Source organism: Kitasatospora acidiphila (genome assembly GCF_006636205.1).
Taxonomy (GTDB): Bacteria; Actinomycetota; Actinomycetes; order Streptomycetales; family Streptomycetaceae; genus Kitasatospora; species Kitasatospora acidiphila.
The window spans coordinates 5,245,904-5,265,368 of sequence record NZ_VIGB01000003.1; the positions used below are offsets into that span (position 1 = coordinate 5,245,904).

Below are 19,465 nucleotides of genomic sequence, written 5' to 3' on the forward strand. Positions count from 1 at the left end.
GTCCTTCTCCCGCGCCCCCGACGCGGAGAAGGGCAGGGCCATTTGGCGGGGCCGGTCCCCGTCATCGGAAAGCGAAGGAGCTAGCTGTGTCGACGATTTCGCACCGCCGCGAATCGTTCGCGGGGGAGCGGCAGGACGAAATCTCCGAGTTCTGCCAGGGCCTGTTCGCGCCCTTTGCCCGCTCTGACCAGCGGCGATGGGGCGAGGTGTACCTCCGCGGCCTGCTGCACGCACAGGGCCGCAAGACCCCTGCCAACATCTCCGAGCACGTGCTCGGACGGCGGGCGGTCCAACCCATCCAGCAGTTCGTCAACCAGAGCACCTGGTCGTTCGAAGGGGTTCGACGCCATCTCGCGGAACGGCTCTGCGCCGTGACCACGCCGAAGGCCTGGTCCTTCGACGAGGTGGTGTTCCCCAAGAACGGCGCGCGCTCGGCCGGCGTGGGGCGGCAGTTCGTCGCCTCCGAGGGCCGGATGATGAACTGCCAACTCGCACTGGCGTCTTCGCTGGTGCACGAGAACGGCAGCGTGCCGGTGAACTGGCACCTGATGCTGCCCCGGCACTGGGATCAGGACGAGGAGCTGCGCGGCCACGCGCACATCCCCGAGGAGCAGCGGCACCGGCCTCGCTGGCGGTACCTGCTGGAGTCGGTGGACGAGATCCTGATCGACTGGGACGTGCCGGCGGCGCCGGTCCTGGCGGACTGGAGTTTCGAGAACGACGTCGAGCCGTTGCTGCTCGGCCTGGAGGAGCGCGGCCTGGGCTACCTCGTCGAGGTGGCCCCGAGTGCCAAGCTCATGGTGCGCCGCCCGGTCGGACCGGGCGGGATGCAGTACTGGGCCGCCTCGGACGTGGCTCGCGACCTCGGCGAGCACGGTGAACGGGTGGTGCTGGCCTGGCAGGAGAAGCCGGACAACCGAGCCCGGCACTCGCAGTTCCTGGTCGGCCGGCTGCCGTCCGCGCAGCCGCCGGCCCGCCGGGTCGGACCGCACATCCCGGGGCACCGGCCGGCCGCCCGCCACCTGGTGGTGGAGTGGCCGTTCGGGCGTCCGCAGCCGCGCACCTACTGGGTCACCAGCCTGCCGGTCGCCCGGCTGCACGAGACGGTGGCGCTGGCCGAGCTGCGGCACCGGGCCGTCAACGGGTTCCAGAAGTTGCAGGACTTCGGTCTCGGCGACTTCGAGGGCCGGTCGTTCCGCGGCTGGCACCACCACGTCACGCTGGCCTCGGCCGCGGCCGGCTTCCACGCGCTGCGGGAGCTGAACGGACCGGACGACGAGTCGCAGGCCCTCGAGGTGACGGGTGCCGAGTCGTCCGCCGACGCGGACGACGAGCTGACGCCTCGTGACGAGGAGCTCTACGAGGACGAGCTGCTGGACGAGGAGATCCTGGAGGCCGAGGAGGAGTTGGAGGACGAGATCCGCGACGAACTGCGGGCCGAGGTCCGCGACGAGCTGCGAGCCGAGGTCCGCCGCTGACGCGAGTCGTCCTCCCGCCGCCGCGCGGCACGACGGGCCGGCGCCCCCGCCAGGGGCGCCGGCCCGTCGGTCTACCGCACCGGGGCACGTCGCTCGCCCGGTGCCGGACTCGTCAGCGTTGCAGTGCCAGCACCTGGGCGGTGCGGCCGCAGGTGGGGCAGGGCTGCTGCGCCGCCTCCGGTGGGCCGGGAGGCGGGGCAGCGGCCGGCCCGGCGCCGGACACCGCGGTGTCGGCCGCCGGTGCGGCGGGCACGGCTGCTGCGGTGGGGACGGGCAGTGCGGCTGGTGCGGCATGGACGGCCGGTGCGGTTGGTGCGCCGGGGACGGCCGGTGCCGCGGCTTGCGGTGCGGGCGGCTGGTCGGTCGACGTCCCGACCTCGGCCGGCGGCTCCGCCAGCCCGGTCATCCGGTGCACCGGCGACCGCGAGTGCAGGTCGTGCTGCTGTTCGCTGGTGCTGCCCAGCACCTCGACCATGTAGAAGAGCAGCAGCACGCCGAAGATCGTCATGCTCGCCACCGCGCTGGCCAGGCCGACCACGGTGGCCCCGAGGTACATGATCGGGCCCATCAGGAAGTGCTTGCGCATCACCGCGGCCTGCGCCGGGGTGATGGTGCGCCCCAGGTGCCGGTGGCCGGCCGAGGCGTAGATCCAGACCGCGTTGAACGGGATGCCGCCCAGCGTCAGGGTCAGTCCGTAGAAGACCGCCGCGGTCTGCTCCCCGTGGCCCGTGCTCATCGCCTCGGCCAGCACATGGGTGGGGAACGGGATGAACGAGACGTTCATCAGCAGCAGCAGGTTGAACAGCATCAGCGGGCGGTCCACCCGGCGGATGTAGAACAGCATGGTGTGGTGGTTCATCCAGATCATGCCGATGATCAGGAAACTGATCACATAGGCACCCAGCGACGGCCACTGCTGGGCCAGCCGGTGCAGCAGGGTGCCGTCACCCTGGGGGACCCTGATGTCCAGGATCAGCAGGGTGATGGCGATCGCGAACACGCCGTCGCTGAACGCCTCCAGGCGGCCGGTGCTGATCTCGAAGCTCTCCGGTGCGGCGGGTGCGTCGTGCTGCTGGTCGTGCTGGTGCTCGTGATGGTGAAACGGCCTCACTGTGGTTTTCCTCCCCGTGGTACGGCGGCGGCCCGGGGACAGCCGGCGGGCTGTCCCCGGGCCGACCAGTGCCAGGGATGTGTCTGGGAACGATGTCACTCGGTGCCGATGATCCAGTGCTCGACGGCCGCCACCTGGTGGATGTAGCGGGGCTCCACGAACTCCTTCAGATCGGCCAGCAGGGCGGCGAACTCCGCGGACTCGTAGGCGGCGGTCAGCGCCTCCTCGGTCTCGAAGTTGAACACGTGGATGCCGTCCAGCAGGGTCTCGCCGAGGGTGTACCAGCCGTCACGGGTGAACTGCTGGCTGTACCGGACCAGGCCGGGCAGCTGCAGCGCGACCTTGCTGTGCTGCTCCAGGCTGCGGGTCCGGAACTCCTCGACGGTGGTGCCGTTGGTCCGCTTGACCAGCAGCAGCAGCTTGTACGGGTGCGCGTGCTCCGCGCCCGGGCCGGGCAGCACCACGTTGGCCTCGGTGTCCAGCACCACGGTGCGCCAGAACGCGGCCCAGTTGGGCTCGTCCAGCCGGGCGCCCTGGAGGAACTCCGGCGTCTGCAGCGAGGCGATCTGCTCCTCGTCGTTCTCCAGCCAGATCTCCGCGACGCCGCTCCACAGCGGGTCCGCCGGCTCCGGGCCGAGCGGGATCCGGGTGTCGATCGCGTACTTGCGGATCTGCGGGATCTTGCCCGCGAAGTTGGGCGCGTGCACCTCCAGCCAGTAGCGCTGGAACTCCTGCTCGCTCATCCCCGGCTTGGGGTGGGCGAAGATGAACTGGTGGATCATCGGTTCTCCTCGGTGGACGAGCTGGCGGCGGATCAGACCTGGTAGCGCTTCTTCACGTCCTCGGCGAAGCCGAGGTAGTCGCGCAGCGGCCAGACCTCCTCGAACTCCAGGTACTCGCGCATCGGCAGCCGGCCGAGCGCGGTGCGGTCGAGCTCCTCGGCATCCGGGGAGTCGATGATCGCGATCACCCGCTTCTGCGCCGCGACCTTCCAGATGCCCACGCAGAAACCGGAGTTGATGGTCTCGACGGCGTGCTCGGCCTCGGCCTGCTCGACCTCCCAGAGCTCCTCGAGGGAGATCCGGCCCTCGTGCTTCCACTTCATCTGGACGTAGAACAGCATGCTGTGCTCCTCTGTCTGAAGGTCGATCAGCTTGCGGTGCTGGTGAGTTCGGCGACCAGCGGGTGCTCGGCGCCGAAGGTGTCCACGGCGATGTCACGCGGCGTCTTGCCGTCGTGGCCCACCAGGTCGGTGCGGGCGCCGGCGGCCAGCAGGATCCGGGCGCAGTCCTCGTAGCCGTGCCAGAGCGCGTCGTGCAGCGGGCTGTAGCCGTTGGTGGCGCCCTGGAAGTCCAGGTTGATGCCGTCGGCGTTGACCAGCAGCGTGGTGATCTCGGCGTGGCCGTTGTAGACCGCCTTGTGCAGCGGCACCGCGCCGAAGCACGGCTCCACCGCGTTGACGTCGGCACCGGCGGCCAGCAGCTGCCGGACGATCTCGGTGTGGCCGTCGCGGGCCGCCACGTGCAGCGGCTGGTGGCCGTCGTTGAAGCCGTTGAGCCGCGGGAAGACCTCGTCGGTGCGGGCGCCTGCGGCCAGCAGCTCGGCCACCTTGACGGCGTCGTCCGCGGTCACGGCGGCCATCAGCTGCTGCGCCTCGACGGCGGCGCTGTCCCCGGCCCGGCGGTCGTTCAGGTACTGCTCGGCGCGGAGCAGCAGGTCCTTGCCCCGGGTGTTGACGTTGAGCTCGTACTCGAAGTGCTGCTTCAGCGAGAACCCGTAGTGGGTGTAGACCTCCAGACCGGCGCCCTGCTCCAGCAGGTACTCCACCAGCTCCGGGTACTTGAACCAGAGCGCGTCCATCAGCGGGGTGTGGCCGGTGGTCGGGGCCACCGCGTCCACGAAGGCGCCGGCCTCGACCAGCGCCCGGGCCACCGCCACGCTGCCGCCCTGGCAGGCCTTGTGCAGGGCGGTGGCGCCGGCCCGGCTGTCCGCGGTGAGCGGGTCGGCGCCGTGCGCCAGCAGCACCTTGACGGTCTCCGGGTCCGCCTGGCCGGCCGCGATCATCAGCGGGGTCAGGCCGCTCTCCGCGTCCCGGGTGTTGGCGTCCGCGCCCTGGGTGAGCAGGGCGGCCGCCTTCGCGGCGTCCCGTGCCCAGACCGCGTCCAGCAGCGCCGGGCTGTCGTGCCGGCTGCGCGGGTCGTCGTCGCCGCGGATCGCCCGGATGATCTGGGACGGGTCGGTGTAGGACTTCCAGCGCACGATCTTGCCGTCGCGCACGGTGAGCCACTGGACGAACTCGATCTCGAACGGCAGACCGGTCGCCTTGATGGTGGACTGCTCCTGGATCACGCCGGCCGCGAACTCGCCGTCGACCGAGATGCGGACCAGCTCCTCCTTGTCCACCTGGGCCTGGCCGGTGAAGACGCCGAGGCTGTCCAGCACCCCCTGGCGGCCGCGGACGGTGCCGATCCACGCCATGTCGTCGTTGTAGCCGGGCACCGGTGCGTAGTTGATCCACTCGACGTCCTCGGCCAGGCAGTCGAGGGCGGTCGGGAAGTCGCCGCTGGTGAGTGCGGTGAACCAGCGCTCGGCGACCGCGCGCGTCTGGGCGGTCTGGTCGGATTCGGTCATGTCGGTGCTCCTCCTCAGGGGGCCGTCGCGAACCGACGGCGTGCGGCTCAGAGCCAGTCGGCCTGGATGAACTCGATGTAGTGGCCCTCCGGGTCGCGCACGAAGAGGGCCTTGACGCCCAGCGCCGGCACGTCGGCCACATCGGTCACCAACTCGGCGCCGCGCGCCTTGAGTTCGGCGGCCGTTTCGGCCAGATCGGCGACGTAGAAGGCGAGTTGGCTGATCCCGCGAAGGGCGCCGTGGTTCGGCGGCAGCGGGCGGCGCTGGTCGATGCCGTTCGCCACCCGCATCAGCTCCACCACCTGGACGCCGTTGCCCAGATAGGCCACCTCGGCGTCGAACTGCGGGAACTCCAGCCCGCGGATCAGGGTGAAGCCGAGCACGGTGCGGTACCACTCGGCCATCGCCGGCAGGTCCGCCACCGAGAGGCAGGCGGACAGCCCGAGCACCGGCAGCGGGGCCTGGGCCGGCGCGGTCATCGGGCCACCGCCGCCGAGTCGTGGCGCAGCGCGCCGAACAGCCGGGGCCAGTCGCTGGCGGCGCTGCCGGACTCGTTGTAGATCTCGAAGGTGAGGCCGCTGCCCTCGGGCAGGTAGAGCGCGTTGACCAGGGCCTCGGCCACGTCGTCCCGGCAGATCTTGCCTTCGCCGGTGTCGCCCTGCTCCAACCGCACCTGGCTGCCCGCCGCATGGCGGTCCGTCAGCCAACTGGGGCGCACCACCGTGTAGGGCAGGCCGCTGCCGCGCACCGCGTCCTCGCCGGCCAGGCGCCAGTCCAGCAGCCGGCCGTAGGAGTTCATCGAGTGGCTCTTGCGGGTCACGTAGATCTGGCTGACCAGCGCGACGTGCGGCCGGGAGCCGTCCGCCGTGGCGGCCGCCAGGGCGCTCAGCACGCCCCGGTGCATGGTGGCCTCGGGGCTGTCCGGGCCGGAGTCGGAGGTGCCCGGCTCGACCGAGAAGACCAGCGCCGACAGTCCGGCCAGCGGCGCCGCCAGGGTACCCGGGTCGCGCACGTCGGCCCGGAAGTACTCCACCTCGCCGGCGCGCCGCGCGGCACGCGGTCCGCGACCCAGCACGCGCACCCGCTCGCCGCGGTCCAGCAGCTTGTCGACGACCAGTCGGCCGATTCGGCCGTTGCCGCCGATGACCGCGATCGGACTGTCCATGGTGCTCCCTCCAGAGCCGCTCAGAGCTTGCTGTCACTATCGCAACGACTCCGGGTCAAACCGCTCGTCGAGGGACAACTGGCCTGCCATTACGTTCATTCAAGGCGCAGGCCGCGTCACTGTGGACCCGACGTGACGATGCACTCACGTGTGGCTTGACTGCGGTGTCAATGGGACCGCTACCCTCGCTGCGTGCCGTGCCCGGCCCTCTCCGTGCTGCCCTGACGGCGGCTCAACCACTCCACGTCCACTCAGGAACGATGGCCGGCAAGCCGCCTCGCCGACCCCGCTGGGCACGTGACCTCTCCCCCCTCCCACGGAACCGCGAGGAGCCTGACAACCATGAGTGACGTGCAAAGAGCGGCTGCGGTCGACGCCGACCCGTCCGCCAGACGCAAGACGATCTCGCTGCTGATCCTGTGTGCCGCGGTCTTCCTCGACTCGCTGGACAACTCCGTGCTCGGTGTCTCGCTGCCGAGCATCAAGCACGCCCTGAGCCTCTCCGACGGCGCGCTGCAGTGGCTGGTCTCCGGCTACACCGTCGGCTACGGCGGCTTCCTGCTGCTCGGCGGCCGGGCCGCCGACCTCTTCGGCCGCAAGCGGACCTTCATCGCCGCCACCGTGGTCTTCATCATCGCCAGCCTGCTCGGTGGTGTGTTCACCGACGGTTCGCTGCTGGTCGGCACCCGGGTGCTCAAGGGCGTCGCGGCCGGCTTCACGGCGCCCGCGGCGATGTCGCTGATCACCACCACCTTCAAGGAGGGCGCCGAGCGCAACCGGGCGCTGGGCATCTTCGCGATGACCGGGGCCGGCGGCTACAGCTTCGGCCTGGTGCTCTCCGGTGTGCTGACCGAGATCAACTGGCGCCTGGTCTTCTTCGTGCCGGCGCTGATCGCCTTCGGCGTGCTGCTCGCCAGCCCGATGATCATCGGTGACAAGTCCGGCGGCGCCGCACGGCGCCGCGGCAGCTTCGACCTGGGCGGCGCGATCAGCGCCACCGCCGGTGTGATGCTGCTGGTCTACGGCCTGGTGCAGGCGCCGGCCTGGGGCTGGGGCTCGGCCGCCGCGCTGGGCACCCTGGCCGGCGCGGTGGTGCTGCTGGTCGCCTTCGTGCTGATCGAGGCCCGGCACCGGGCGCCGCTGGTGCCGCTGTCCATCTTCCGCTCCTCGACCCTGAGCAGCGCCAACCTGGTCAGCGTGGTCTGGGCCTGCTCGACCATCGGCTGGCAGTTCGTCGCCAGCCTCTACCTGCAGGAGACGCTGCACTACAGCGCGCTGCAGACGGCGTTCGCCTTCCTGCCGCTGGGCGTGGTGATCGTGATCACCGCGAAGTTCGCCTCCGGCCCGCTGGTCAGCCGGTTCGGCGTCCGGACCGTGGCCACCGTCGGCATGCTGATCCAGGGCCTCGGCGTGGTGCTGTTCCTGCAGATCGGCCACCAGGCCGACTTCGCCACGGTGCTGCTGCCGGCCATCCTGATCCACGGCATCGGCAACGGCCTGGTCTACCCGACCGTCAACATCGCGGGCGTCAGCGGCGTGGCCGACGAGCGCCAGGGCGTGGCCTCCGGCCTGATCACCGCCGCCTACCAGATCGGCGCCGGCGTCGGCGTCGCGGTGCTCGCCGCGGTGCTGACCGCCACCGCCACCACCGGGTCGGGCGCCGGCGTGGTCAACTACCGCTGGGCGTTCCTGGTGGCCGCCGTGTTCTCGGCGGCCGGCGTGCTGATCGCACTGTTCGGCATCCGCCCCAAGGCCGCCGCCTCCACCCCGGTGGCCGGCGCGCTGGCCGACGAGCCCGCCACGGCGGACACCCGCACCACGACGGCCGGCTGAACCGCCGCCCGCCGCACCAGGCACCGGCCGCTTTCCCGGCCGGTGCCTGTCCTCTGACGGAGGGCCAACTCCATGACCAGACGACGCTGGTGGGGCCTGGCACTCGGCCTCGCCGTGCTGCTCGCCGCGGCGGCGGTGACGCTGAGCCTGGACCCGGTCCGGGCCACCGTGACCGAGGCGGTCCGCAGCGACCCCACCGCCAGCAGCCCGCAGACCCTCGACCAACTCCCGCCCGCCGCCCGGGCCTACGTGGACGCGGTGGCGGCGAAGAACCTGGACGGCCTGGTGGCCGCGTTCGCCCCGGACGGGGTGGTGGTCGACGTCGGGCGGCAGATCCGCGGCCGCGACGCGATCCGGCAGTGGGCCGGCAACGAGGTGATCGGCGGGCGGCTCACCGTGCTGCGCGCCACCGCGCGCCCGGGCGGCACCACGATGCTGGTGGTCTTCGCCCCCGGCGGCTCCGGGGGCTTCAGGGCCGACTACGCCTTCGACCTCAGCGGCGGCCTGATCAGCCGGGCCGAACTGACCTACGCCGACTGATCCGCGGGTGACTCCGCACAGTACCCGGACGGATCTGACGCCAGCCCAGGCCGCCGGATGCAGCCCTCGAACCCGTCTCCGGGCGCTGCTACACCTGGATGGGACGTCCTGAGCCCCGCACGGGTCCCACCGAAAACCTCCACCTAAGGAGCCTCGCAGATGGCGAAGAAACGAATCCTCATCGTGCTCTCCGAGTACGGCTACTGGGGCGAGGAGCTGATCGGCCCGCTGGAGACCTTCGACAAGGCCGGCTACGAGGTCACCTTCGCGACCCCGACCGGCAAGCGCCCGGTGGCACTGCCGCCGAGCTACGACCCGGAGTACATCGACCCGCCGCTCGGCAAGTCGGTCACCACCGGGGAGATCGCCGACAAGGTGAAGGCGCTGGAGGCGTCCGACCGCCTGGACAACCCGCTGGACATCTCCTCCTGGCTGCCCGACCGCCCGTACCGCAGCCGCCCGGACTTCCTGCGCGCCTTCGAGGCGTACCACACCCGGCGCGACCATGTGAAGGCGCAGATCGGCGAGCGCTACGACGCGCTGCTGATCGTCGGCGGCTCCGGCCCGATCGTCGACCTGGCCAACAACTGGCGGGTGCACGACCTGATCCTGGCCTTCCGCGACCTCGGCCTGGTGGTTGCCGCCGAGTGCTACGGCGTGGCCTGCCTGGCCTTCGCCCGGGAGATGGACGACCGGGTCAGCATCATCAAGAACAAGCACGTGACCGGCCACTGCATCGAGTACGACTACAAGGACGGCACCGGCTTCATGGGCACCGACTTCGTGATCGGCCCGCCGCCGTACCCGCTGGAGTACATCCTGCGGGACGCGACCGCCCCGAACGGCGCCTACCACGGCAACTTCGGCCACGAGACCTCGGTGATCGTGGACTTCCCGTTCGTCACCGGCCGTTCCACGCCGGACTCCTACCTCACCGGCCAGAAGGTCGTCGAGGTGCTGGAGCACGGCCTGCGCCAGTGGGGCTTCAACGCCGGCTGAGCCACGGCCCCCGGACCGGGCGGGCGGTCGCATCCGGCGCGCACCGCGCGGCCGCCCGTCCGCTTCTCGATCGACTTCTCGATCGACCGCAGCACCACAGCTCCAGATCCGACCTTGCAGAGATGAGGCTGAGATGGCCGGCAGCAGGCCCGCCCGAGTGGCGATCCACGAACAGTTCAGGGCCGACGGCGTGCAGTACATGTTCGGCAATCCCGGCACCGTTGAGCAGGGATTCCTGGACGAGCTGCGCGAATTCCCCGACCTGCAGTACGTGCTCGCCCTGCAGGAGGCCGTGGTGGTCGGCATCGCCGACGGCTACGCCCGGGCCACCCGCAAGCCCGCCCTGCTCCAACTGCACTCCGGGGTGGGCCTGGGCAACGGCATCGGCATGCTCTACCAGGCGATGCGCGGCCACGCGCCGCTGGTCTGCATCGTCGGCGAGTCGGGCCTGGCCTACGACAGCATGGACGCCCAGATGGCCGCCGACCTGGTCGGCATGGCCAAGCCGGTGACCAAGTGGGCCACCCGGGTGGTGGATCCGCAGTCCACCCTGCGGGTGCTGCGCCGGGCCTTCAAGGTCGCGGGCACCCCGCCCTACGGGCCGGTGCTGGTGGTCCTGCCCGCCGATGTGATGGACCAGGAGACCACCGAGGACGCGGTCCCCACCTCCTACCTGACCACCACCAGCGTGCCGGACGCCGCATCCGTCGAGCAGGCCGCCGCGCTGCTCGCCCCCGCCCGCCACCCGCTGATCCTGGCCGGCGACGGCGTCCACTTCTCAGGCGCCCAGGGCGAGTTGGCGGAGTTCGCGGAGGCCTGGGGCGCCACCGTCTGGGGCGCGGACTGGGCCGAGGTCAACCTGCCGGCCTCGCACCCGCTGTTCGGCGGCCAGCTCGGCCACATGTTCGGCGAGGCCAGCGCCAAGGTCATCAACCCGGCGGACGGGGTGCTGATCGTCGGCACCTACACCCTCAACGAGGTCTACCCGCTGCTCGACGGCGTCTTCGCCCCCGACGCCAAGGTGGTCCACGTCGACCTGGACAGCGGGGCGATCGCCAAGAACTTCCCGGTGGACCTCGGCCTGCTGGCCGACCCCAAGGCCACCCTGCCCCGGCTCACCGAGGCGCTGCGCCGTCGCCAGACCGGCGAGCAGAAGGCGGACGCGGCGGGCCGGCTCACCAACGCCACCCAGCAGCGCAAGATCGCCGAGCTGGAGAAGGCCGCGCTGGACATCGCCGGGGTCGGCCACGACCCGCTCTGCGCCGAGCTGTTCGGCTGGGAGCTGGCCAAGCACCTGCCCACCGACGCGGTGCTCTTCGACGAGGCGCTGACCAGCTCGCCCGGCCTGTTCCGCCACCTGCCGGCCGATGTTCCCGGGCAGTGGCACCAGACCCGCGGCGGCTCGCTGGGCGTCGGCATCCCCGGGGCGGTCGGCGCCAAGCTGGCCCACCCGGAGCGCGAGGTGATCGGCTTCACCGGCGACGGCGGCAGCATGTACACCGTCCAGGCGCTCTGGACCGCCGCCCGCTACGGCATCGCCGCCAAGTTCGTGATCTGCAACAACGGCCGCTACAAGCTGCTCGATCTGAACATCGAGGAGTACTGGAAGACGGTCCACGTCGAGCACCACGAGTTCCCCGGCCCGTTCGACCTCGACCACCCCGCGATCGACTTCGTCAAGCTCGCCGAGTCGCTGGCGGTGCCGGCGGTGCGGGTGGAGAAGCCCGAGCAGGTGGCCCCGGCGATCACCCGGATGCTGGCCCACAACGGCCCGTTCCTGATCGACCTCGTCATCGGCCGCACCGCCTGACCCGATCGGCCCCGACCGAGCCAACGTCTGCGAAGGGAGAGCGCGCCGTGGCGCTGAACGGCCAGAAGATCGCCGTCCTGATGGAGAGCGACTTCTACGAACCGGAGATCCTCTACTACCAGCGCCGGTTCGCCGAGGAGGGTGCCGAGGTGCACTTCCTCACTCGGCTCTGGGGCAGCGAGCGACTGGTCTTCCGGGGGCACGAGCACCGGATGCCGTTCGAGGTCTCGGAGTCCTTCGAGGACCTGGACGAGTACGCGCTCAAGGAGTTCGCGGCGCTGATCGTGCCCTCGGGCATCGTCGCCGACCGGCTGCGCTACACCGAGGACGTCAACCAACTGCCGCCGGCCGCCGCGCTGCTGCGCCGGGCCTTCGCCGATCCGGCGATCATCAAGGGGATCATCTGCCACGGCATGTGGCTGGCCGCCCCGATCCCCGCGGTGATCCGCGGCCGCCGCGCGGTGGTGCACAACAACCTGCTGGGCGACCTGCGCAACATGGGCGGCGTCTACGTGGACGAGGACGTGGTGGTCGACGAGGATCTGGTCACCGCCCGCACCGGCAACCACTGCCACGTGTTCGCCCGGCAGATCATCGAGGAGCTCGGCAAGCGGGCCGCGCGCCGCATCGGGAGCCTGGCATGACCGATCTGGCCGCGCGGCCCCAACGGACCCCGAGCGGTGAACTGCCGCCGCTGGCCGGGCGGATACCCGTGATCGACGTCAGCCCGGTGGTGGCCCAGGGGCGGCGGCCCGCCAAGGCCGTGGTCGGCGAGAGCTTCCTGATCAGCGCGACCGTGTTCCGCGAGGGCCACGGCCGGCTCGGCGCCAACGTGGTGCTGCGCGACCCGGACGGCCGCCCCGGACCGTGGGTTCCGATGCGCGAGCTGGCGCCCGGCACCGACCGCTGGGGCGCCGAGGTCACCGCGGACGCCATCGGCCGGTGGAGCTTCACGGTGGAGGCCTGGAGCGACCCGGTGGCCAGCTGGCTGGACCGGGCCGGCGTCAAGATCCCGGCCGGGCAGGACCTCGAACTCACCCTGGAGGAGGGCGCGCTGCTCCTGGAGCGGGTGGCCGCCGGGGTGCCCGAGGGCGGCGGCCGGACTGCCGTGCGCACCGCCGTGGCCGGGCTGCGCGACCGCGACCGGACGCCGCTCGACCGGCTGGCGGCGGCGCTGCTGCCGCGGGTCGCGGCGGTGCTGGAGCGCTATCCGCTGCGGGAGCTGGTGACCTCCTCGGCGCCGCTGCCGCTGCAGGTGGAGCGGCGGCGGGCGCTGTACGGGTCGTGGTACGAGTTCTTTCCCCGTTCCGAGGGTGCCACCCTGAACCCGCCGAGGTCCGGGACGTTCCGGACGGCTGCCGAGCGGTTGCCGGCGATCGCCGCGATGGGCTTCGACGTGGTCTACCTGCCGCCGATCCACCCGATCGGGCAGGCCTACCGCAAGGGCCCCAACAACACCCTGACCCCGGGCCCCGACGACGTCGGCTCGCCGTGGGCGATCGGCTCCCCCGAGGGCGGCCACGACGCGATCCACCCGGACCTGGGCACCATCGAGGACTTCGACGCCTTCGTCGCCCGCGCCGGTGAACTCGGCCTGGAGATCGCCCTGGACTTCGCCCTCCAGGCCTCACCCGACCACCCCTGGGTCAACAAGCACCCCGAGTGGTTCAGCCACCGCATCGACGGCACCATCGCCTACGCCGAGAACCCGCCCAAGAAGTACCAGGACATCTACCCCATCAACTTCGACCAGGACTTCGACGGCCTGGTGGCCGAGACCCTGCGGCTGCTGCGCCACTGGATGGGCCACGGCGTGCGGATCTTCCGGGTCGACAACCCGCACACCAAGCCCGTCCACTTCTGGGAGAAGGTGCTCGGCGAGATCAACCGCACCGACCCCGACATCATCTTCCTGGCCGAGGCCTTCACCCGGCCCGCGATGCTCCAGACGCTGGCGAAGGTCGGCTTCCAGCAGTCGTACACCTACTTCACCTGGCGCACCACAAAGCAGGAACTCACCGAGTACCTCACCGAGTTGACCGAAGAGACCGGTGCCTTCCTGCGCCCCAACTTCTTCGCCAGCACCCCGGACATCCTGCCCCGCCCGCTGCAGCACGCGGGACCTGCGGCATTCGCGATCCGCGCCGTGCTCGCCGCCACCCTGTCGCCCAGCTACGGCATCTACGCCGGCTACGAGCTGTACGAGAGTGCGCCGTTGGGCGACGGCGAGGAGTACCTGGACTCGGAGAAGTACCAGCTGCGCCCGCGCGACTGGACCCGCACCGACACCCTGGCCCCGCTGCTCACCCGGCTCAACGAGCTGCGCCGGGCCCACCCGGCGCTGCAGGACCTGCGCAACCTGGAGTTCCTGGAGACCGACAACGACCAGGTGATCGCCTACACCAAGCGCACCGGCGACGACCGGGTGATCGTGGTGGTCAACCTGGACCCGGAGCAGGTGCAGGAGGCCATCGTCACCGTGCCCGAGGAGCTCGCACCCGCCAAGGTGCGCTGCGAGTTCAACGGCGAGGAGTACCGGTGGCACCGGCACAACTACGTCCGGCTCGACCCGTCCCGCAGCCCGGCCCACCTACTGACGGTCCGTCAGGAGCCCTGAGATGCCCGCGACCCTGTGCGCCACCTGCCTGAACGCCCAGCACGGCGACGACCTCCAGGCCGACGGCCTGCTCCGCCCGCTGCTGCCGGCCCTGCTGCCCTGGCTGGTCACCCGCCGCTGGTTCACCCATGAGCAGGGGCACCTGGAGGAGCTGCGCCCGGTCAGCGCCAGCGTGCTGGACGGCGAGCAGGGCGGCGACCGCACCCCGGTGCTGCTGCACTCGCTGCTGGACGCCCGGCACGGCGCCGACGTGTCGCACCACTACCAGCTGCTGGTCGGGCTGCGCCCCGAGCCGCCCGAGGGGCTGGGCCGGGCGGTGATCGGCCGGGCCCAGGGCGGCCGCTGGGACGGCTGGACGCTCTACGAGGCCACCGAGGACCACGAGTTGATGGAGCGCCTGCTGGAGCGCACGTCCGGACCGGGCGGCGAGGGGGGCCTGCGGATGTCGCTCACCGGCGCCCCGACGGTGCCCACCGGGCTGAGCGCCCGGGCGCTGGCGGTGGAGCAGAGCAACAGCACGGTGGTCTTCGGCGACCAACTGCTCTTCAAGCTGTTCCGGCAGCCCGAACCCGGCCCGCACCCGGAGACCGACGCGCTGCGCGGGCTCACCCAGGTGCACTGCCGCCGGATCCCGGGCCTGGCCGGCTGGCTGCACACGGACGGCGGCGAGCCGGTGGTGCTCGGCATCCTGGAGGAGTTCCTCCCGGCGCGCGGCGACGGCTGGCAGCTCGCCGTCGAGCAGGCCGCCGAGTCGATCAACTGCTCGCTGCGGAGCGTCCCGGTGCTGGACTGCTTCACCGAGGACTCCCGGGCCCTCGGCGCGGCCGTGGCCGAGGTGCACGCCTCCCTCGCGCAGGCCTTCGGGCAGATCACCCTCACCCCCGAGGACGTCGCCGCCCAGGTCGACCAGCTCCGCCGGGAGCTGCGCGCCGCGCTCCAGGTCGTCCCCCAACTGGAGCCCTACGCCGGCCGGTTGGGCGGCCTCTACGAGGACTGGGGCAGACTCGCCGGACGCGGCCTGCAGTACACCGCGCAGCGGATCCACGGCGACCTGCACCTGGGACAGGTGCTGAGCACCGAGGACGGCTGGAAGGTGATCGACTTCGAGGGGGAGCCGGCCCGCCCGGTGGCCGAGCGCTACCAGCCGCAGCCGGTGCTGCGCGATGTGGCGGGCATGCTGCGCTCCTTCGACTACGCCGGCCAGCAGGCGCTGGCCGCGCTGCCCAAGGCGGCCCAGGTGGCGGACGGCCCGCTCGCCGAGTCCGCCGAGCAGGCCGCCGCGCGGATGCGCCGCAGCCGCCGGGCCTACGCCTGGTCGGTGCGCAACCGGCGGGCCTTCACCTCCGGCTACGCCGCGGCCGGCGGCATGGACCCGTACTGCCAGCCGGTGGCGCTGCGTGCCTTCGAGGCGGAGAAGGCCGTCTACGAGGCGGTCTACGAGGCCCAGCACCGCCCCGACTGGCTGCCCATCCCGATGGCCGCGATCCAGCGCCTGGTCTTCGGCCGCTGATCCCGCCCACCCTACGGACGTTAAGGACCGCGCTCCCGTGACTTTGCGCCTGACCCTAGAACTGGATCCCCCGGTCCTGCAGCTCGCCCCGGCCCGACCCGCCCCGGAGCAGACCGAACGGCTGCTGTCCGGCCGGCACCACGACCCGCACTCCGTGCTCGGCGCCCACCTGGTGCGCGACGGGGTGGCGGTGCGGGTGCTGCGCCCCGGCGCCCGCCAGGTGGTGCTGGAGACCGAGGTCGGCCCGATGGCGCTGGCCCCGGCCGACGACGGCCTGTTCACCGGCCTGCTGCCGATCAGCTGGCAGGCCCGCTACCTGCTGCGGACGTCCTACGACGCGGAGTTGGGCGAGGCCGAGCCGGACGGCTACCAGTTCGCGCCCACCCTCGGCCAGTTGGACCTGCACCTGATCCGGGAGGGCCGGCACGAGGAGCTGTGGCGGGTGCTGGGCGCCCAGCCGCGCACCGTGAACGGCGCCCAGGGGACGGCATTCGCGGTGTGGGCGCCGAACGCCGAAGGGGTGCGCCTGGTCGGCGACTTCAACCTCTGGAACGGCGTCGGGCACCCGATGCGCTCGCTGGGCGGCAGCGGGGTCTGGGAGCTGTTCGTGCCCGGGGTGGGCGAGGGTGCCCGCTACAAGTTCGAGATCGCCACCCGGGACGGGCGCCTGGTGCAGAAGGCCGACCCGCTGGCCCGCGCCGCCGAGGTGCCGCCCGCCAGCGCCTCGGTGGTGCACCGCTCGCACTACGCCTGGGGCGACACCGGGTGGATGCGGCGCCGCGCCGAGGGGTCGTACCTGGACCGCGCCATGACGATCTACGAGGTGCATCTGCCGTCCTGGCGGCCCGGTCTGACGTATCGTCAACTCACCATCGAACTTCCGGCATACCTTCGGGAGTTGAACTTCACGCACGTGGAGTTCATGCCGTTGATGGAGCATCCGTTCGGCGGGTCCTGGGGCTACCAGGTGTCGGGGTTCTACGCGCCGACGTCGCGGCTGGGCTCGCCCGACGACTTCCGCCACCTGGTGGACGCGCTGCACCAGGCCGGGATCGGCGTGATCATGGACTGGGTGCCGGCCCACTTCCCCAAGGACGGCTTCGCGCTGGCCCGGTTCGACGGCGAGCCGCTCTACGAGCCGGCCGACCCGCGCCGCGCCGAGCACCCCGACTGGGGCACCCTGACCTTCGACTACGGCCGCGCCGAGGTGCGCAACTTCCTGGTCGCCAACGCGGTCTACTGGTGCGAGGAGTTCCACATCGACGGCCTGCGGGTCGACGCCGTCGCCTCCATGCTGTACCTCGACTACTCCCGCCCCGACGGCCAGTGGCTGCCGAACGCCGACGGCGGGCGGGAGAACCTGGACGCGGTGCGGTTCCTCCAGGAGATGAACGCCACCGTCTACCGCCGCTGCGCCGGCGTGGTGACCATCGCCGAGGAGTCCACCGCCTGGGACGGCGTCACCCGCCCCACCGACAGCGGCGGCCTGGGCTTCGGCCTGAAGTGGAACATGGGCTGGATGCACGACTCGCTGCGGTACTTCTCCCGCGAGCCGGTCCACCGCCAGTACCACCACCACGAGTTGACCTTCTCCATGGTCTACGCGTACTCCGAGCACTACGTGCTGCCGATCTCGCACGACGAGGTGGTGCACGGCAAGGGCGCGCTGGTCGGCAAGATGCCCGGCGACTGGTGGCAGCAGCGCGCCAACCAGCGCGCCTACCTGGGCTTCATGTGGGCCCACCCGGGCAAGCAACTGCTCTTCATGGGCCAGGAGTTCGCCCAGGGCGCGGAGTTCCAGCACGACGACGGCCCGCAGTGGTGGCTGCTGGACGGCGACTGGCCGGCCGCGGCCGAGCACCGCGGGGTGCAGCGGCTGGTCTCCGAGCTCAACCGGATCTACCAGGACTACCCGCCGCTGTGGCAGCAGGACTCCGCGCCGGGCGGCTTCTGCTGGCTGGACGCGGACGCCGCGCAGGACAACGTCTACTCCTTCGTCCGCTGGGACGCGGCCGGGCGGGCCCTGGTGGCGGTCAGCAACCTGTCGCCGGAGGTCCGCACCGACTACCGGATCGGGCTGCCGGCCGGCGGCACCTGGTACCCCGTGCTGGACACCGACGAGGCGCGGTTCGGCGGCAGCGGCGCGGGCAGCCGGGAGGCCCACCAGGCGGGCGAACAGGCGTGGCAGGGGCAGCCGTTCAGCATCGAGCTGACGCTGCCGCCGCTGGCCACCGTGTGGCTCTGCCCGGCCGGGCCCGACCTGCCGCTGGCACCGGCCCGCCGGGCCGAGTGAGCCGACGGGCCGGCCGATGAGACCGAGACCCACCGGGCTCGTGGCGCACACCGGTCAGACGGTGTGCGGCACAAGCCCGGTGCCGTTCGGGCGGGTGCGGGGCACGCCCGAACGGGGTGGGGGAGGGTCAGACGGTGGTCACCGCGGCATGGGCGAGCTTGTCCAGGGGCTGCAGGCCGGCCTCCCCGAGGGCGCGGTCATAGGCGGCCAACGCCTCGCCGGGGTGGCCCAGCTGCCGCCACAGGTCACCCACCTGCCGCCAGACGACGGCGAGGTTTCGGTTGGTGGCGACCCGGCCGAGCTGGCGCACCAGGGCGTGCAGCGTCTCCTCGGCCTCCTTGGGGTCGCCCCGCTCGTACTGCGCCTGGGCGAGGAAGAGCCTGATCTGGCCGGCCGTATGGGTGGACTCGTTGCGCAGCAGCCCCAGGGCCCGGCTGGCCAGGTCGGCGGCGCGATCAGGGTCGCCCTGGTGCAGTGCCAGCCGAGCCTGCTGACCGTCGACGTGGACCTGGTCCGTGCTGTTACCGCTCTCCAGCAGGCCTTCACGGGCCTCATCGAGCAGCTTCTGCACCTTGCCCAGGTCAGTCGTACCGGTGTCGAGCAGGTAGTTGCCGCAGTTGAGCTTGAGCAGGGCGAGATGGCGGGCGTTGTCGGACTCCGCCATCAGGGCCAGGGCCCGCTCGATCATCGCCAGCGACTCCTGGAACTTGCCCCGGGTGTTCGCCACCATGGCGGCGTTCCAGTAGACCGCGCCACGAGCGGTCCGCGAGCCGTTCTCGTCGGCGACCCTGGTGAGCCGGTTGATCAGCAGCTGGGCCTGGGTCAGATCGCCGCGGTTCTGGTAGCAGCTGATCAGGGTCGAACCCAGCTGGATGTGGTCGTCGGTGTAGTCCAGGCCGAGCCCGTCGAGCGTCTTCATCGCCCGCTCGCCGATCTCGACGGACAGGGTGTAGTCGCCGGCGTCACGGTAGCTGCGGCAGAGCGCGACCGCGAGCTGGGCCCACTCCGCAGAGCCCGGTACGACGGCCGGGTCATCGAAGAGCGTGCTGTAGAGCTGGATCGCGGCCTCCATCCGACCCAGCTTCTCGAAGGCGGTGGCCTGGCCCAGCCGCGCTCGCCGCACCGCCGCCTCGCCGAGCAGCGGGGCGTGTGCGAGGGCCTCGCTGAAGGACTGGAGCGCCTCGCCGTTGGCGCCGTTGCGCAGCGCCATGTCGCCGAACGCGATCTTGAGCTCCAGCTCCTTGACACGCCTGTCATCCCGGCCGCTGCGCAGGTAGTCGACCGAGCAGCCGACCCGCTCGGCCAGCGTCTTGAGCACCGCCTCGGACGGGATCCGCTTGCCGGTCTCGATCAAGGAGACATAGCTGACCGAGATGTCCGCGGAAGCCAGGTCCTGCTGGTTCAGGCCGCGCTTCTGGCGCAGCTCGCGCAGCCGCTGCCCGATCCCGTTCGTGCCGCTCTGTGATTGGTCCATGGTT

15 protein-coding genes and 1 pseudogene are annotated in these 19,465 nt (G+C 71.6%); 9 read left to right on the forward strand and 7 right to left on the reverse strand.

From position 1 onward, the window contains the following. Positions 1 to 86: 86 nt before the first annotated feature. Positions 87 to 1,262: pseudogene (locus E6W39_RS24925) on the forward strand (IS701 family transposase); the annotation flags it as partial. Positions 1,263 to 1,590: 328 nt separating this feature from the next. On the opposite strand, the gene E6W39_RS24930 reads toward E6W39_RS24925, so the two are convergent. The 6 genes from E6W39_RS24930 to E6W39_RS24955 form a co-directional block, all read right to left on the reverse strand. Further along, entirely contained in the window at positions 1,591 to 2,589 is a 999-nt protein-coding gene (locus E6W39_RS24930) for a TMEM175 family protein (protein WP_141635435.1), read from the reverse strand. A gap of 95 nt (positions 2,590 to 2,684) precedes the next feature. Next, on the reverse strand, positions 2,685 to 3,371 hold the full coding sequence (locus E6W39_RS24935) for an EthD domain-containing protein (RefSeq protein WP_141635436.1): 687 nt from the start codon (positions 3,369 to 3,371) through the stop codon (positions 2,685 to 2,687). Positions 3,372 to 3,403: 32 nt separating this feature from the next. Further along, positions 3,404 to 3,712, reverse strand: a complete 309-nt coding sequence (locus tag E6W39_RS24940) for a muconolactone Delta-isomerase (RefSeq protein ID WP_101381275.1) — start codon at positions 3,710 to 3,712, stop codon at positions 3,404 to 3,406. 26 nt (positions 3,713 to 3,738) lie between these two features. Then, positions 3,739 to 5,220 carry an ankyrin repeat domain-containing protein gene (locus E6W39_RS24945; protein WP_141635437.1) on the reverse strand — a complete coding sequence of 494 codons (1,482 nt, stop codon included), beginning with the start codon at positions 5,218 to 5,220 and terminating at the stop codon, positions 3,739 to 3,741. Between the two features lie 47 nt (positions 5,221 to 5,267). Continuing rightward, positions 5,268 to 5,699 carry a VOC family protein gene (locus E6W39_RS24950; RefSeq protein WP_141635438.1) on the reverse strand — a complete coding sequence of 144 codons (432 nt, stop codon included), beginning with the start codon at positions 5,697 to 5,699 and terminating at the stop codon, positions 5,268 to 5,270. Next, positions 5,696 to 6,385 carry an NAD(P)H-binding protein gene (locus E6W39_RS24955; protein ID WP_141635439.1) on the reverse strand — a complete coding sequence of 230 codons (690 nt, stop codon included), beginning with the start codon at positions 6,383 to 6,385 and terminating at the stop codon, positions 5,696 to 5,698. The genes E6W39_RS24950 and E6W39_RS24955 overlap by 4 nt, the downstream gene beginning before the upstream one ends. A gap of 342 nt (positions 6,386 to 6,727) precedes the next feature. Here E6W39_RS24955 and E6W39_RS24960 point away from each other — a divergent pair, with 342 nt between their 5' ends. The 8 genes from E6W39_RS24960 to glgB all read left to right on the forward strand — a co-directional run bounded on the left by E6W39_RS24960 (position 6,728) and on the right by glgB (position 17,987). Beyond that, the gene (locus tag E6W39_RS24960; RefSeq protein ID WP_141635440.1) at positions 6,728 to 8,218 is read left to right on the forward strand and encodes an MFS transporter; all 1,491 of its coding nucleotides are present in this window, start codon (positions 6,728 to 6,730) and stop codon (positions 8,216 to 8,218) included. A gap of 72 nt (positions 8,219 to 8,290) precedes the next feature. Further along, complete coding sequence (locus E6W39_RS24965) at positions 8,291 to 8,758, forward strand: nuclear transport factor 2 family protein (RefSeq protein WP_141635441.1); 468 nt, start codon at positions 8,291 to 8,293, stop codon at positions 8,756 to 8,758. Positions 8,759 to 8,917: 159 nt separating this feature from the next. Further along, positions 8,918 to 9,757 (forward strand): type 1 glutamine amidotransferase domain-containing protein, encoded by an 840-nt coding sequence (locus E6W39_RS24970; RefSeq protein WP_141635442.1) that lies wholly within the window; start codon positions 8,918 to 8,920, stop codon positions 9,755 to 9,757. Positions 9,758 to 9,890: 133 nt separating this feature from the next. Next, positions 9,891 to 11,567, forward strand: coding sequence for a thiamine pyrophosphate-binding protein (locus E6W39_RS24975; protein WP_141635443.1), 1,677 nt, complete (start codon positions 9,891 to 9,893; stop codon positions 11,565 to 11,567). Positions 11,568 to 11,614: 47 nt separating this feature from the next. After that, the gene (locus tag E6W39_RS24980) at positions 11,615 to 12,211 is read left to right on the forward strand and encodes a DJ-1/PfpI family protein (protein ID WP_141635444.1); all 597 of its coding nucleotides are present in this window, start codon (positions 11,615 to 11,617) and stop codon (positions 12,209 to 12,211) included. Continuing rightward, entirely contained in the window at positions 12,208 to 14,184 is a 1,977-nt protein-coding gene (locus tag E6W39_RS24985) for an alpha-1,4-glucan--maltose-1-phosphate maltosyltransferase (protein WP_141635445.1), read from the forward strand. The genes E6W39_RS24980 and E6W39_RS24985 overlap by 4 nt, the downstream gene beginning before the upstream one ends. Before the next feature lies 1 nt (position 14,185). Beyond that, a complete protein-coding gene (locus tag E6W39_RS24990; RefSeq protein ID WP_141635446.1) occupies positions 14,186 to 15,694 on the forward strand; it encodes a maltokinase N-terminal cap-like domain-containing protein in 1,509 nt (502 codons plus the stop codon). Positions 15,695 to 15,731: 37 nt separating this feature from the next. After that, positions 15,732 to 17,987, forward strand: coding sequence for a 1,4-alpha-glucan branching protein GlgB (gene glgB, locus E6W39_RS24995; protein WP_181799756.1), 2,256 nt, complete (start codon positions 15,732 to 15,734; stop codon positions 17,985 to 17,987). A 127-nt stretch (positions 17,988 to 18,114) separates the two neighbouring features. On the opposite strand, the gene E6W39_RS25000 is transcribed toward glgB, so the two are convergent. Continuing rightward, positions 18,115 to 19,461, reverse strand: a complete 1,347-nt coding sequence (locus E6W39_RS25000; RefSeq protein WP_141635448.1) for a helix-turn-helix domain-containing protein — start codon at positions 19,459 to 19,461, stop codon at positions 18,115 to 18,117. Positions 19,462 to 19,465 lie beyond the last annotated feature (4 nt).